Below are 16,052 nucleotides of genomic sequence, written 5' to 3' on the forward strand. Positions count from 1 at the left end.
TTTCCGACTTGCGATAGCCGACCATGTCTCGATTTGTTGTAAGAAAAAGCGTCAGCTCGAACAGGTAAAAACAACCTTCCTCAGGAGGCTGGCAATTTTCTACACCACCTTCTGACAACCCCCGCAAGCCCGTCGGAAGCAGCTGACATCGGTACCTATAGCCTGCCTCTTAGAGTTTGGCCTCCTGTCAAAAGAGGCCGTACTCGATGCCCGCTCAACACAAATACCGACCAAAACGCCTTGCCTTTGCGATTGCACTTGCCTTGAGTTGCGGTGAACTGGCGATTGCCCAGCAACCCAGTGCCGATCCATCTTTCGCACCTTTTGAAACGTCCGAAGATCTGATTACGAAACTCGATGCTTTCATCGGCGCCGCCGATACCCAACCCCATTCGATCAACAAAATCGCGGAGTGGAACAAGCTGCAACCGAGTGAGCGTAACGATCTGGTCAGCGTGCTTTCCGGAGGAGGCTTTACCAAACGGCTGGACGGTGGTGGTGGCGTCGACGTCATACGACTCGATCACGCCAAAGGGGGCACGTTGGGTGAAACCCGACATTTCGCAGGCCTGGATATCAAACAGGGCGCATGGACCCTGAATGGCGCCAAAGACTCCGGGGACTTCCACATCGGTGCCTTGGTCCGCCCCGAAGCGATGCTCACCAACAACCGACATATCGAAGGGCGCGTTGTCGCTCAAGGCGCGTTGGTGAACAACGGCTCCATTGGCGGAAACGTCGAGGTGTACGAGTCGGGCACTTTCAGTGGCAAGGGCCGGGTTGGAGGACTGGACGTGCGCGGTGAGCTTGTCGTCAACCGCCTGCACGGCGCTCCTGTCGTCGCGGGAGATATGAATTTGTCCAAAACAGCCGTACTTGCCTATGAGGTACACGCCGATGGCCGGGGTGAAACGATCAAAGTCGATGGCATCGCCAGCATTGGAGAGGCAACCCTGAAAATTGTCGCAGCAGGTGATTATCCGCAAACCAGCCAGTACACCCTCATTAAGGCGGCCAAAGTCATGGGTCATTTCGGTGTTATACAAAACGACCTCATATTCATGAAACCTGAATTAAATTACGACGACCCGAAGATTGTTAGCCTGACCTACACGCGTAACGGTGTCTCTTTAGACAGCGTCGCAACAAATGTAAGCGGCCAGCAGCTCGGTGCCAGCATTGTAGAACCAGTGGCCAGCCCGACCGGACAAAAACTATCCAGCCCGACAAATGCCGCCGTCACTGCCCTGCTCGGCTCCAATAGAGAAACCGCCGCCTACGCCCTCGAAATACTCGCCGGCGACAGCAACGCCAATCTCGCCAAGGCGACCTTGAACAGTGACGGCCCGATCAGCGCCACCCTGCTCTCGGCGATGCGTCAGCTCGATAACGCCAGTGTTTCTTACAATCAGAACAGCGCGCCTCGTCTGGCGGCTGGAAGCGAAGCCAATGGCAGAGTCTGGCTCCAGGCGCTGGTACACGGCGGGAAACTGGATCGCGACTATGACCCCCTGCAACACTCCACCGAAGGATTGTTACTGGGCGTCGACTGGCAGGTCAGTGAGTATTGGCGCCTGGGTGTGATGGGCGGCAACTCCCGCACTCGCCAGAAAAGCAGGGAACTCGACGGCGATCTGGACAGCTGGCATTTAGGCGCTTACGCACTTCGCCAGGATGGGCCGATGTCGTTGCGCCTGGGCGCGACACACAACAGCCACGACGGAAGCAGCGCGCGCCGGGTCGAATTCTACGGTTTCAAAGATCGCCCCAAGGGTAGTTACGATGCCAACACCCAGCAGGCCTTTGCGGAGGTGGGTTACAACCTGGGCCGCGCCAACGTCAGCATCGAACCGTTTGCCAACCTGGGCTACCAACGCTATCAGCGCGACACTTACACAGAAAAAGGTGGCGCAGCGGCACTGAAGGTACACGGTCAAACGCAGAACAACTTGAACAGCACATTCGGCCTGCGGCTGGCAAAGCTCAACACTCTGGATAACGGCATGCAACTGACGCCGCGGTTCAGTGCTGGCTGGAAACACACTTACGGGGACGTCTACAGCGATACCCGCCAACGATTGGTGACGGGCGGAAAAAACTTCACCGTTTCCGGCGCGCCGCTGGATCGTGACAGTCTGCTGGTCGATGCAGGGCTGGACCTTGGATTGTCAGCACAACACACCCTGGGGGTCGGCCTCACTGGCGAGATCGGCACCGACAGCCGAAACCACGGCGTCACGGGTCAGTGGCGAATGAGTTTCTAACAGCCACAAACACGGGGTGAAAAAAAGGGGAGCACATGCCCCCCCGAGGTTTAAAGCGGTATATCGAGGCTGTTAACTCAGCCTTCGATCTCGATCAGGATTTCGCCCGGGTTCACCCGATCGCCCTTGGCCACGTGGATGGCGGTGACTTTGCCGGCGATGGCCGATTGGACTTCGGTTTCCATCTTCATCGCTTCGGTGATCAGCACGGCCTGGCCGGCTTTCACGGTATCGCCTTCCTTGACCAGCACGTCGACGATGTTGCCCGGCATGGTGGTGCTGACGTGGCCCGGTGCAGTGGCTTGCTTGCGCTTGCTGCTGCCGCCGCTGACGAATTCGTTGAGCGGTTCGAACACCACTTCTTCCGGCATGCCGTCGATAGACAGGTAGAAGTGACGCTTACCTTCAGCCTTGACGCCGACACCTGTGATGTCGACGCGGTAGGTTTCGCCGTGGACGTCGATGACGAACTCGGTCGGCACGCCTTCGCCACCGGCCGAGGTCACGCCGCCGGCTTCAGGAATCGGCAGCAGCACTTCTGGAGTCAGGGTGCCGGCAGCGCGTTCTTCGAGGAATTTGCGGCCGATGTCCGGGAACATGGCGTAGGTCAGCACGTCTTCTTCAGACTTGGCCACCGTGCCGATTTCGCCACGCAGTTTGGTCATTTCCGGCTTGAGCAGGTCGGCCGGGCGCACGTCGATCACTTCTTCGCTGCCGATGGCCTGGCGACGCAGTTTTTCGTTCACGGTGCCTGGCGCCTTGCCGTAGCCGCCCTGCAGGTAAAGCTTCACTTCGTTGGTGATGGTCTTGTAGCGCTCGCCGGCCAGCACGTTGAAAAACGCCTGGGTGCCGACGATCTGCGAGGTCGGGGTCACCAGCGGAGGGAAGCCGAGGTCTTCACGAACGCGCGGGATTTCGGCCAGCACTTCGGCCATGCGGTTCAGAGCGCCCTGCTCTTTCAACTGGTTGGCCAGGTTGGAAATCATCCCGCCCGGCACCTGATTGACTTGAACGCGGGTGTCGACGGCGGTGAACTCGCTTTCGAACTGGTGGTATTTCTTGCGCACGGCGTAGAAGTACAGGCCGATCTCTTGCAGCAGTTCCAGGTTCAGGCCGGTGTCGTACTCGCTGCCTTTAAGGGCGGCGACCATTGATTCGGTGCCCGGATGGCTGGTGCCCGAGGCAAAACTGGAGATCGCAGTGTCGATGTGATCGGCGCCGTTCTCGATGGCCTTCAGTTGGCACATCGTTGCCATGCCCGCGGTATCGTGCGAGTGAATGAACACGGGCAGCGATTGCTCGGATTTCAACGCTTTGACCAGTTCGCCGGTGGCGTACGGCGTCAGCAGGCCAGCCATGTCCTTGATGGCCACCGAGTCGCAACCCATGGCCTCCATTTGCCTGGCTTGCGCCACGAAGGCTTCGATGGTGTGCACCGGGCTGGTGGTGTACGCGATGGTGCCTTGGGCGTGTTTGCCGGCAGCTTTTACTGCTTCGATAGCGACGCGCAGGTTACGTACGTCGTTCATGGCGTCGAAGATGCGGAACACGTCAATGCCGTTGACCGCTGCCTTGGCAACAAAGGCTTTGACCACGTCATCGCTGTAGTGGCGATAGCCCAGCAGGTTCTGGCCACGCAGGAGCATTTGCAGACGCGTGTTAGGCAATGCCGCGCGCAGTTGGCGCAGGCGCTCCCACGGGTCTTCCTTCAGGAAGCGTACGCAGGCGTCGAAGGTTGCGCCGCCCCAGCATTCCAGCGACCAGTAGCCGACTTTGTCGAGCTTGTCGCAGATCGGCAGCATGTCTTCGGTGCGCATGCGGGTCGCGAGCAGCGATTGGTGGGCGTCGCGCAGGATCGTGTCGGTAACGTGGATTTTCTTGCTCATTATTCTATTCCTCACAGGCCTGCGTGGGCGGCGATGGCGGCGGCGATGGCCAGGGCCAGCTCTTCGGGTTTGCGCTTGATCGAGTAGTTGGTCAGTTCAGGGTGGCTTTCAACGAAGCTGGTATTGAACTGGCCGCTACGGAATTCCGGATTACGCAGGATTTCCTGGTAGTACGCGGCGGTGGTCTTGACCCCTTGCAGACGCATGTCGTCCAGGGCGCGCAAGCCACGGTCCATCGCCTCTTCCCAAGTCAGCGCCCATACCACCAGTTTCAGGCACATGGAGTCGTAGTACGGCGGAATGGTGTAGCCGGTGTAGATCGCCGTGTCGGTGCGCACGCCAGGGCCGCCGGGCGCGTAGTAACGGGTGATCTTGCCAAAGCTCGGCAGGAAGTTGTTTTTCGGGTCTTCGGCGTTGATCCGAAATTGCAGCGCGAAACCGCGGTGCTGGATGTCTTCCTGTTTTACCGAAAGCGGCAGGCCGGACGCGATGCGAATCTGCTCGCGAACGATGTCGATACCGGTGATTTCTTCGGTGATGGTGTGTTCCACCTGCACTCGGGTGTTCATCTCCATGAAGTACACCTCGCCCTCGGCGAGCAGGAACTCCACGGTGCCAGCATTCTCGTAACCCACGGCTTTGGCTGCGCGCACCGACAGGTCGCCGATGTAGGCGCGCTGTTCCGGGGTCAGTTGCGGGCTCGGGGCGATTTCGATGAGCTTCTGGTTGCGACGCTGGATCGAGCAATCACGCTCGAACAGGTGCACCACGTTGCCAAAGCTGTCACCGAGGATCTGCGCTTCGATGTGTTTCGGATTGACGATGCATTTTTCCAAGAACACTTCCGCCGAACCGAAGGCTTTGGTGGCTTCGGAAATGACTCGCGGGAAGGCTTGTTCGAGTTCTTCTCGGCTGTCGCAGCGACGGATACCCCGGCCGCCACCACCGGAGGTGGCCTTGAGCATGACCGGATAACCGATGCGGTCGCCTTCAATCAAGGCTTCGGCGATGTCCGCGACGTTGCCTTCGGTCCCCGGGGTGACTGGCACGCCCGCCTTGATCATGCTGCGACGGGCTTCAGTCTTGTCGCCCATGCGGCGAATCACTTCAGCCGATGGACCGATGAACTTGATGCCGCGCTCGGCGCAGATGTCCGCCAGTTCAGCGTTTTCCGAAAGAAAGCCGTAGCCGGGATGCAAGGCATCACAACCGGTTTCCACCGCTAGGTTCACCAGTTTACGCGCGTTCAGGTAACCAGCCAGTGGCTCGGCACCAATGCTGTGGGCCTCGTCCGCGCGCTTCACATGCAAGGCATGGCGGTCTGCGTCGGAATAGATCGCGACCGAGCGAATACCCATCTCGGCGCAGGCACGCACGATTCGTACGGCAATCTCACCACGGTTGGCGATCAGGATCTTTTTTATCACTTGGAGGTTCCCTTGAGCCGGTGGTACCCACGACCTGGTAGCCCAGGTCGACGCGTGACCAAATGTTTCGATTCAGTCGCAGCCCCACACTAGCCCTCACAAGGGATTAACAAAAATGAATAATAATTGGGTCAGCCATAAGTAAAGACTTATAGTTGACGTATTAGTCTGCAGCGAGAGCGCAAAAAAAATGCGTAAGTCATTGATGCGTATGACATTACGTCAATTACAGATCTTCAATGAAGTCTGTGATTTGAGGTCCTACAGCCGCGCAGCTGAAGAAATGTCTCTCACACAACCTGCCGTGAGCCTACAGATTCGTCAACTTGAGGAGCTGATTGGTCAACCGTTGTTCGACTACGTCGGCAAAAAGCTTTACATGACCGAGGCAGCCGAAGCCCTTCAGCGTGCCAGCCGGGATATTTTCGGACGCCTGGAAAACCTCGACATGCAGCTTTCAGACATGCAGGGATCGCTGCAAGGTCAGCTGAAACTGGCGGTCGAATCCAGCGCCAAGTATTTCGTGCCGCATCTGTTTGCCGCGTTCAAACGCCAGCATCCGGAAGTGAACCTGCACCTGACAGTGGTCAACCGCAACCAAGTGATTCGACGCCTGTCGGACAACCGCGATGATTTGGTGATCATGTCGATGGTGCCGCAAGACATGGGGCTGGAGTTTCTGCCGTTTCTCAACAATCCAATTGTCGCCGTGGCGCCGCCGGATCACCCGCTGTCCCATATGGGGCCGCTGCGCTTGCAGGATCTTGAGCCCTACACCCTGCTACTGCGCGAACCGGGCTCCGGTACGCGACTGGCTTGCGAGGAGTATTTCAAGGAGAAGCGCGTGCACTTCACGCAGACTCAGGAAGTGGCGTCGGCCGAAGCCCAGCGTGAATGCGTACTGGCGGGTCTGGGCCTGGCGCTGTTGACGCGCCACGCCCTGAACCTTGAGTTGGCGACCGGAGCACTCATAGAGCTGCCGATCGAAGAACTGCCGCTGTACCGCAGCTGGTGTCTGGTGCAGGCCAAGGCGAAACGACTGTCACCGGTGGCGCACGCGTTTCTCGCGTTTATTCGCAGCGAGCGGGTGCAGATCAGCGCGCTGGTTGAGCGCTTCGACGGGAAGTTGCCGGTGCGGCCTGCCAGTAGTTGAGCTCCAGATCGCCAGGAAAATCGCCGATCTCGGCCAGAAGCTGGCGGCGTTCGCAGCGATCTTCGATAGCGCGGCGAAATTCCATGCGGCGCTGGTCTTCCTGCTGACGACGGGTTCTGACGGCGCTGTTGCGTTCTTCGTAGGGCTGGGCCATTTCGAGTCTCCCAAGGCGATTACGGGAGTTACAGGATGGGCGTTGGGGATGACGGTTTGGCGGCGGGCGGATTACAGGGAGATGAATGTTGCTCTGTGGCGAGGGGATTTATCCCCGTTGGGCTGCGAAGCGGCCCCTAAACCCGCGAGTACGACGCCGCATGCGATAGTTTTGCGACTGCTTCGCAGCCGAACGGGGATAAATCCCCTCGCCACAAGGTCCGTGTCGTCTTGAATCAATCGTCGAGGGCTTTTACTGACTTGGGCGACAGCCGCAAGCTGCGAAGGCTGCGCTTGACGCTCTTGAGGTGATTGACCAGGCTCGGCCCGCGCGCCATGGCCACGCCCATCGCCAACACGTCGATCACCACCAGGTGGGCGATCCGCGAGGTCAGCGGCGTATAGATCTCGGTGTCTTCGTGCACATCGATCGCCAGGTTGACGGTCGACAGCTCAGCCAGCGGCGTCTGGCTCGGGCACAAAGTGATCAGCGAAGCGCCGCTTTCGCGCACCAGATTGGCGGTGATCAACAGGTCCTTGGAACGCCCGGACTGGGAAATACAGATCGCCACGTCGGTCGGTTTCAACGTGACCGCCGACATCGCCTGCATGTGCGGGTCGGAATACGCCGCCGCCGTCAGCAACAAACGGAAGAACTTGTGCTGGGCATCGGCCGCCACTGCACCCGAAGCACCAAAGCCATAAAACTCGACCCGCTGGGCCTGCGACATGAGCGACACAGCCCGCTGTAACTCCACCGGATCGAGCTTCTCGCGAACCTCCATCAGGGTGTGCAGCGTGGTGTCGAAGATTTTCAGGCTGTAGTCAGCGACGGAATCGTCTTCATGGATCGCAAACTGCCCGAAGCTCGCGCCGGCAGCAAGACTCTGCGCCAGCTTCAGCTTCAAATCCTGGAAACCGGAACAACCGATGGCGCGGCAAAAGCGCACGATGGTCGGTTCGCTGATGCCCACGTTGTGGGCCAGGTCGGCCATGGAGCTGTGCATCACCGCCGCAGGATCAAGCAGCACGTGGTCTGCGACCTTGAGCTCCGACTTGCGTAAGAGGTGGCGTGACTGGGCGATGTGTTGCAGCAGATTCAAAGGGCTGGACTCTTTGTTATTGGCAGGTGCCGGGGATGTAGCGCGCTTGTAGTTATACTACATGAATCGGCTTTTTGCCTGCTCAATGCGTAACAAGATCCCGCCATTTCAGGCACACGCACTGCATGTAGCCCCCCGGCCAAGGTTTGAGCGAACCCGCACCGCAGAAGCTGCTGACATGCCCGCACCTCTCCGCCACCCCGCCCCTCCCTAGCCCCTAGACCCAATGCTGGCCAAGCAACGCGCCGCACAATTTTACAAATGCAATATATATGTACCGCAAAGCAGTCAACTGCGGCTAATAAACTGGATGGGCACTCACTGGAATCAACCAACAAAATATTAAGAATGATCATGGAAGATCAAATGAACATCAAACAAAGTTTCGGCATCACCATCTTGCTTCTAACATCAACACTCCATCAATATTCAACGGCTGAAATATACAACTGGAAAGCGGGGGGGCTTCTGAATCGACCCACGCAGCATAATTCTCCAGAAATCGCGTGCCAAGCGCTCCATAAAGATTTAAGAATTGAGCACGACGATCATATATGGGGTTACAACCCCGCCATACCACATGAAACTTATGATTGGAAATGGCTATGCAAGATAGACTATGAACCTATCGAAATAGACGAGGAAGACGGCGGGCCTGATCCCGGCACTTTCACAGCGGAAATACTCCTCATCGGAGACTCCTGCGAAAAGAATAAATCACTTAATAAACTGACGGGGACATGTGAAGTTGAGAGCATAGATAATAGCTGCCCATCAAATATTATCGGGAACCCGATTAATTTTCTGACGGGCCATAAAATCGAACTAGAGACAGACTTCCCTGCCTCAAGAAAAACACCCAAACCCAACGAAATTGAATTTTCACGAAATTACAGCAGCAAAAGTGGTACATGGACACACAATTATGCGTCTCGCATGCTCTTCGATACAAACTCCGTATCAATTGTTCATGCCAATGGGAAAATATCGACATTTGATAAAACAGGAGATATCTATCAACCTAAAAAGCCAACCGCGGAATCCCTGACAAAAGGGAAACTCCAATGGACGTACCATTCACAAGAAAACCATTATTACATCTTTAACGATAACGGCAGACTCACTGAAATCCGCAAACCGGGCACAGTACAAAACATCAAATATGAAGAAAACTACATTATTGTCACCGACAGCTACGGCACCACGATAAAATTTACAGAAGACACTAATAAACAGCCTCTAAGCTTCTCATCCGAAAATATTCAGATCGAATACAGCTATGATGACTATCGCCAGCTAAAGGACGTTTCGAGAGTATTTCCTAACAAGTCAGATCAAAAGAGGTATTTCTACCAGGACCCTCGGGACGGTAGACTACTGACGTCGATGACTGACGAGCGTGGCGTCACCTATGCATCATGGAGTTATGACGATCATGGCCGCGCTATCTCTAGCGAGCACGCTAACGGAGCGGAAAAAACAAATATCAAATACAACCTCGACGATTCAGTCACTGTTACTAATGCTCTCGGCAAACATACAAATTACAAATTCGGCTTCTTTCAAGGCGTCAAACGTATCACTTCGGTTGATGGCGAACCCACTGCTAATTGCCCAAGTAGCAACTCTACTTTTACTTATGACGAGCGCGGCCTACTTAAGTCGAAGACTGATAACAATGGAAACATCACAACGTATATCCACAATGATCGTGGTTTAGAAATCTCTCGCACCGAAGCCAGCGGAACAGCCGACTCCAGAATCATCACCACCGAATGGCACCCAACTCTATTCCTTCCCGTGCGCATCACCCAACCGAACCGGTTAATTCAATACACCTACAACGCTGAAGGACGACAACTCACTCAGACCGTTACTGCACGCTGACTCAGAAGGATCTGATCATGAACACACTGATATTGAGCATAGGTCTTTTTGCGCTTGCACTAGGCGGAGCGACCATTACATCCATGTTTGAACAAACAACGGAACGCAGCAGGTCATTCGCCTACAACACTGAAGGCCTGCTTGAGTTATCGGATGGTCCCCGGACCGATGTAAACGACATCACCCGCTACGAATACGATATGAAAGGATATTTGACACGTATTATCAACGCGCTCGGACATATCACTGAACTTTCGAATTTCGACGTTATGGGTAACCCACAAACTATTGTCGATCCCAATGGAGTCATCACAAACCTGACCTATGCGCCGCAAGGCTGGTTAACGTCAGTAAATACTGCCAATAACACTACTCGGTTCGAACACAATGCTGTCGGTGACATTACCAAGCTGATTCGTGGCGATGGTAGCTGGTTAATCTACACATGGGATGACGCCAGACGGCTCATTCGTATCACTAATAGCCTTGAGGAACAAGTCGAATTTGATCTCGACCCGATGGGCAATCGCACCACATTACGACTCAAAAACAATACAGGTGATCTGACAAAACAGCATCGATGGGCATATGACGAACTCGGACGCTTACTGCACTCAGTGGGAGCTAGTGGCCAGATCAGTCGCACGCAATATGACCTGAACAATAATCCGACCACTATTACCAATCCTCACAATTACAGCCACACCGGAGCCTATGACTCACTCGATCGCTTGATAAAAAATACTGACCCACTAAACGGCACGACTAATTTTGAATACGACGTTCAAGACAATCTCACACAGGTCAGCGACTCACGCGGTGTAATCACTCGATATCAATACGATGGTTTAGGCAATCTGACGCAGTTGGATAGCCCCGACAGTGGTACCAGTAGCTACAAATATGACGCCGCTGGCAACATCACACAAAAAACCGATGCGCGCGGCGTAGTCATAACGTTCACCTACGATGCCCTCAATCGATTGACCACTCGCCGTTATGCGGCAAATTCAGGGCTGGATATTCGCTTCCACTACGACTCGATTGCCAACGGCAACAAAGGTATCGGCCGACTGACAGCAGCGGAAGACATAAATGGCGTCCTGAGTTACACCTATGACGCGCAAGGCAACCTCGCAACCCAACTGCATACACCGCGAACGAATGAAGCAACCCAGCTGGAAAAACTGGGTTACGAATACGATGGAGCAAATCGACTCAGTCGGATCGACTACCCGACCGGGTTCAGCATTCACTACCTACGCAACGCCGCTGGACAAGTCAGTCAAGTGCAAATCCGGCGTGGCGCAGATGCACCGACCACCTTCGTGCACGACCTTGCTTACCTACCCTTCGGCCCGCTCAAAGGGCTAACCTGGAACAATGGGACTACGCTTCAACGTACCTACGACCTGGACTATCGGATAACTGCACAAACCGTCGCCGGCTGGAGCAACGCCTATACCTACGATGCCATCGGAAACATCACCAAAGTACAAAGCAGCTCGGTCGGAAATCTGAATTACCGCTATGACGCGCTCGATCGCCTGACAGAAGAAGCAAATGCCACCCGACAGCAAACCTTTACTTATGACGCGGTGGGTAACCGTACCAACAAAACTCTCACTCCTCTGGTCGAAGGCAAAGCGCAAGACAGTGCAGTCACGACCTACCAGTATGGCGTCAGAAACAATCGTTTGATCCAGATTGACGACCATTCGGTGAACACCGATGCGGTAGGCAATCTGATCAAAGACCGCGCCAATCGCCAACTCTCCTACGATGAACAGAATCGCCTGAGCAGCGTGAAGATTGACGGGATGATTCGGGCTCAGTTTCGCTACAACGCCCTAGGTCAACGCACCCAGAAAATTACTCCACAAGGCGTTATCACATTTCTCTATGGGCTTGATGGTGAATTGCTGGGCGAAACTCTGTTTGACAGCCACGGCATGAAGCTTACGAGTCAGTTTTATGTTTGGCTCGAAGGTTTGCCGTTGGGCGGTGTAAGCGTGAATTACGACACGTCAGGTGCACTTGCCAACAGCGCCCTGTTCTATCTTCATAGCGACCATCTCAATACACCACGTTTCGCAACGAATGCGACTCAGGACATGGTGTGGGAGTGGAAACCCGACGCCTTTGGTGTAGGAAAAATCAGTGGTTCCTTGACTCTAAACCTCCGCTTCCCGGGTCAGTACTATGACGTTGAGACTGAGTTGCACTACAACTATTTCAGAGATTACGACCCGGAAACAGGGCGCTATATCCAGAGCGATCCTATTGGATTGAATGGCGGGATAAATACTTACACCTACGGGAAAATGAACCCCCTGAAATATATTGATCCAACTGGACAAAATCCACTTTTGGTGACAGGCGCAGAAACTGGCGCTGCGCTGGGCACATTTGTATGCCCTGGAGCGGGAACAGCCGTCGGTGGCGTCATAGGCGCGAGCCTAGGCGCAGGACTTAGTTGGTATCTAGGCGATAAGCTATTTAGTGAATCTGAACCGGACGCGAAGGAACATAAAAAACCAATCGCTGGTCTCTCTGGAAAGGACGGAGCTAAAGACGTTCCCAGTTGGGCGAAAGGGAAAAGGCCGCTCCAAGGCGAGACAGGAAGAGATTTCGCCGATCGGATTCTTGGCGAAAAATATGGCAACAGTGGTTACGACAAGGGGCCTGCGTCGGAACATAATAAAATCAGAAAATGGGGCGATCGTGCTTTCGAGTAACCCCCCAGCAGCGGAGTTAATAATATGAGTATTGTTTACATAGTTACGCACACTAATGAGCTACCAAATGGGCAGGACGATATAAAATTCATAGGTGTCTATGAATCTCAAACGTCTGCCGAGGACGCTGTGAAAAGAGCCAGTCTCAGAGCGGGATTTTCTGAAAATAAAGATGGATTTTTTATTGAATGCTTCGAGCTTGGTAAAGATCATTGGACCGAGGGCTTTTTCACCTATGTGCCAGGTGAAAATAACGAGTGAGTTTTGAATGATGGGCGTATTGTTTATAGTACGACCAACGCCGCCTAATAAATAACTCTCCTAGCCGCTCCCCTCCCGCTGAGTTACCACACGACGTGATGACTCAGCGGAGGTTCTCACCTGTATCTTGCTCAAGTAGAAGGTTGCCAAGGCTATTGGCGTCAACCGGGCGGCTAATCAAATAGCCCTGCACTTCATCGCAGTGCTCGGCTTTCAAAAACTCCAACTGTTCTGCCCGCTCCACACCCTCGGCCACCACTTTGAGCGACAAGCCGTGCGCCATGGCAATGATCGCCCGGGTGATCGCCGCGTCCTCGCTGCCCTCCCCCAGACCGCGGATAAACGCCTGATCAATCTTCACGTAATCCACCGGGATGCGCTTGAGGTAGCTCAGGGACGAATACCCGGTGCCAAAGTCATCAATCGCCAACTTAACCCCCAAATCCCGCAATTGCTGGAAGGTCGCAATGATGTGCTCGACGCTGTCCAGCAACTGACTTTCAGTGAGTTCCAGCTCAAGGTTGTGCGGCGCCAGGCCGGTTTCTTCCAGCACCTGGCGGACAAGGCTGACCAGTTTGCCCTGACGCAATTGATGCACCGACAGATTGACCGATACCCGAATCGGCGCAAGCCCCTGGCGCTGCCACTCACAGGCTTGCCAGCAGGCCTGACGCAACACGAACTCGCCGATCGGACCGATCAACCCCGTTTCCTCGGCCAGGCCGATGAAGTCCCCCGGCGGCACACGCCCCATGGTCGGGTGATCCCAGCGTACCAGCGCCTCGGCGGCATTCAGCCGGCCCGTGGCGAGGCACAGTTTCGGTTGGTAAAACACCATCAACTGCTTCTCTTCGATGGCTTTACGCAGCTGATTTTCCAGCTGCAAGCGCTCCAACGTACTGGCTTGCAGGCTGTCGGTGTAGAACTGGAAGTTATTCCCGCCCAGGTGTTTGGCGTGCTGCATGGCCATATTCGACTGACTGACCAGCGCGCAAATTTCTCGCGCGTTGTCCGGCAACAGGCTGATGCCCATGGACGCGCTGACCACCAGTTCATGGCCATCGACAGTGATCGGCAAACGCAGCTTGGTCGACAGTCGGGTCGCCACCCGCACCAGACTCGACAGGTTGCCGTAGGCATTGAACAACACGGCAAATTCATCGCCGGATAAGCGAGCGATGGTGTCCGCCTCAGGCAACGCATTGATCATCCGCCGGGCCATTTTCTGCAAGAGTTGGTCGGCGATTTCATGGCCAAGGCTGTCGTTGAGCAGCTTGAAACGATCCAGATTGATATGCAGCAACGCCAGATTGCGGTGGCCGCCCTGGCGTACCCGCTGATGGGCCTCGCTTAGCCGTTCGCGGAACAGTGAACGGTTGGCCAGCCCCGTCAATTCATCGTAATGGGTCAGGTAACGCATGCGCTCTTCGGATTCGCGGCGAGCCGATAGATCGGCGAAGAAGCCGACGATATGGCTCACATTTCCCCGAGCATCGCGCACAGCATTGAGTTGCAACCATTGCGGATACACCTCGCCATTCTTGCGGGTTTCTACCAGCTCGCCCTGCCAACTGCCGTGCTGCTCCAGCGCCTGATGAATCGCCGCGTAGTGTCGGCGGGCATCTCGACTGCATGGCAACTCGACCACGTTGCGTCCGATCATGTCTTCAATGTCGTAGCCGGTGACTCGGCTGAAAGCCTGATTGACCGCGATCAGCGCGTAATTCGGATCGAAAATCACAATGCCTTCGCTGGCGGCCTCGAACACCGTCGCGGCCAATTGCCGCTGCTCTTCCAGACCTTTGCTGACGCTGATGTCGCGACGGGTGCCGACCATGCGGATCACTCGGCCATTTTCCCCGCGCTCAACGGCCCGGCCACGGTCCTCGATCCAGACCCAATGGCCATCGCCATGGCGCACGCGGTACTCGATTTGGTAGTCCTCGCTGCGCCCCTTCAAATGCTCGACCAGCGCGCGCTTGAGCGACGGCAAGTCATCGGGGTGCAGGCGCGGCTTGAGGTGGCGGAGCATCGCCGTTACGAGTTCCGGTTCCAGGCCGAACAGTTCCTGAAGGTGGGTGTGATGGACTTCGTCGGTTTGCAGGTTCCAGTCCCACAAGCCCAACTCACTGGCCTTCAACGCCAGCGCCAGACGCGCTTCACTCTTGCTCAGGGCCTGGTTGGCGGCGTCCAGCTCCAGGCTGCGCTGGGCGACGCGGCTTTCCAGCTCGATCTGAATTTGCCGCAGTTCGTCTTCGGCACGACGGCGCTGGTCGATTTCCTTGGCCAGGTTGTGATTGAGCTGGTCACTGCAACGCTGGGCCTGCTGCAAGTGCTCGATCAATGCCTGATTCTGGAAGCGCCGCAACAGCCCGCTATCGATGAGCCGATTGACCTGCCAGGCGACCACACTTAGCGCCCCCAGTAAAATCAACCCGAACCAACCCCATCCCTGACCTTGTTCATCGCCGCCCCAGAACAGATAGCCGATGGCCGGCAACAAACAGGGCAAGGTAAAGGACAGAAACGCCGGCAGGTTGACCGCGTAGGCAACGCTGGCCGAAAGCGCCGCTGCGCCGATCAGGCCGAACACCCAGGCTTGCTGCATGAAATTGTCAGCGGGTACCAAGGCAATGCCGGCGCCGGCCAGGGTCAGGCCGGTCATGGCCGACCCCAGCAAAAACATGCGGCGCCAGATCGGATGGGCTTGGCGGTTGGGTATCGCCGAATCAAAGGCTGCGACTTGAATCACCCGCAATGCCACCAGCGACAACAGCCACACCAGCCAGACGCTGACCAGGAAGTAGCGCTGCGGACTCCAAAGCAAGCCTGCGCAGACCAGACCATTGATCAACATGAATAACGTGGGCAGCAACGAGCCCTGATAAAGCAGGCGCGTGCGTTCGACCGCCATTTCCATGGCGTACTGTTTGCGGATAACCCGGGGCTCCACGACGGGGCCCGACAGGTCGGTGCTGAGGGTCATAGGCAATGTTCTTGTTCTTATAATGATGAGCATGAGCCCGAAACGTCGACGGAGCATACACAAGCAAGTGCCCGGACCAAACTGCCCCAGATCATAAAATCGACAAAAACTGCCCCCCTCCTTACCCGCTGAAAAGGCTTGGAGCGAGCCCCGCCAACGCCTGCAGCCCATGACCGACCGGTCGTCATCCGTGC

At 55.8% G+C, this 16,052-nt stretch carries 10 protein-coding genes; 5 read left to right on the forward strand and 5 right to left on the reverse strand.

Going from position 1 to position 16,052, the window contains the following annotated elements:
* The first annotated feature begins 206 nt into the window (after positions 1–206).
* Positions 207–2,264: an autotransporter outer membrane beta-barrel domain-containing protein gene (locus ACYZT7_RS00605; protein WP_462039546.1), complete on the forward strand. Its 2,058-nt coding sequence runs from the start codon at positions 207–209 to the stop codon at positions 2,262–2,264.
* Between the two features lie 77 nt (positions 2,265–2,341).
* Here the strand turns inward: ACYZT7_RS00605 and oadA are convergent, their stop codons facing one another.
* Positions 2,342–4,150 carry a sodium-extruding oxaloacetate decarboxylase subunit alpha gene (gene oadA, locus ACYZT7_RS00610; protein ID WP_462039547.1) on the reverse strand — a complete coding sequence of 603 codons (1,809 nt, stop codon included), beginning with the start codon at positions 4,148–4,150 and terminating at the stop codon, positions 2,342–2,344.
* 11 nt (positions 4,151–4,161) lie between these two features.
* Entirely contained in the window at positions 4,162–5,577 is a 1,416-nt protein-coding gene (locus ACYZT7_RS00615) for an acetyl-CoA carboxylase biotin carboxylase subunit (protein ID WP_282376359.1), read from the reverse strand.
* Positions 5,578–5,767: 190 nt separating this feature from the next.
* Between ACYZT7_RS00615 and ACYZT7_RS00620 the strand changes: the two genes are divergently transcribed.
* A complete protein-coding gene (locus ACYZT7_RS00620; protein WP_462039548.1) occupies positions 5,768–6,730 on the forward strand; it encodes a LysR family transcriptional regulator in 963 nt (320 codons plus the stop codon).
* On the opposite strand, the gene ACYZT7_RS00625 is transcribed toward ACYZT7_RS00620, so the two are convergent.
* Both ACYZT7_RS00625 and hexR read right to left on the reverse strand, forming a co-directional pair.
* The gene (locus ACYZT7_RS00625; protein ID WP_282376361.1) at positions 6,672–6,884 is read right to left on the reverse strand and encodes a PA3496 family putative envelope integrity protein; all 213 of its coding nucleotides are present in this window, start codon (positions 6,882–6,884) and stop codon (positions 6,672–6,674) included. The two genes, ACYZT7_RS00620 and ACYZT7_RS00625, sit on opposite strands and share 59 nt — an antisense overlap.
* A gap of 235 nt (positions 6,885–7,119) precedes the next feature.
* Positions 7,120–7,986, reverse strand: a complete 867-nt coding sequence (gene hexR / locus ACYZT7_RS00630) for a transcriptional regulator HexR (RefSeq protein WP_008156648.1) — start codon at positions 7,984–7,986, stop codon at positions 7,120–7,122.
* Between the two features lie 366 nt (positions 7,987–8,352).
* Here hexR and ACYZT7_RS00635 point away from each other — a divergent pair, with 366 nt between their 5' ends.
* From ACYZT7_RS00635 to ACYZT7_RS00645, 3 genes are read left to right on the forward strand one after another with little or no spacing between them, the layout of a single operon-like run.
* Positions 8,353–9,873, forward strand: coding sequence for an RHS repeat domain-containing protein (locus ACYZT7_RS00635; protein WP_462039549.1), 1,521 nt, complete (start codon positions 8,353–8,355; stop codon positions 9,871–9,873).
* Positions 9,874–9,890: 17 nt separating this feature from the next.
* Positions 9,891–12,611, forward strand: coding sequence for an RHS repeat-associated core domain-containing protein (locus ACYZT7_RS00640; protein WP_462039550.1), 2,721 nt, complete (start codon positions 9,891–9,893; stop codon positions 12,609–12,611).
* Between the two features lie 24 nt (positions 12,612–12,635).
* Positions 12,636–12,872: a DUF7336 domain-containing protein gene (locus ACYZT7_RS00645; protein ID WP_462039551.1), complete on the forward strand. Its 237-nt coding sequence runs from the start codon at positions 12,636–12,638 to the stop codon at positions 12,870–12,872.
* Between the two features lie 103 nt (positions 12,873–12,975).
* On the opposite strand, the gene ACYZT7_RS00650 is transcribed toward ACYZT7_RS00645, so the two are convergent.
* Positions 12,976–15,858, reverse strand: a complete 2,883-nt coding sequence (locus tag ACYZT7_RS00650; RefSeq protein WP_462039552.1) for an EAL domain-containing protein — start codon at positions 15,856–15,858, stop codon at positions 12,976–12,978.
* Between the last annotated feature and the right edge of the window lie 194 nt (positions 15,859–16,052).

The sequence above is a fragment of the Pseudomonas sp. RT4P38 genome (assembly GCF_054897765.1).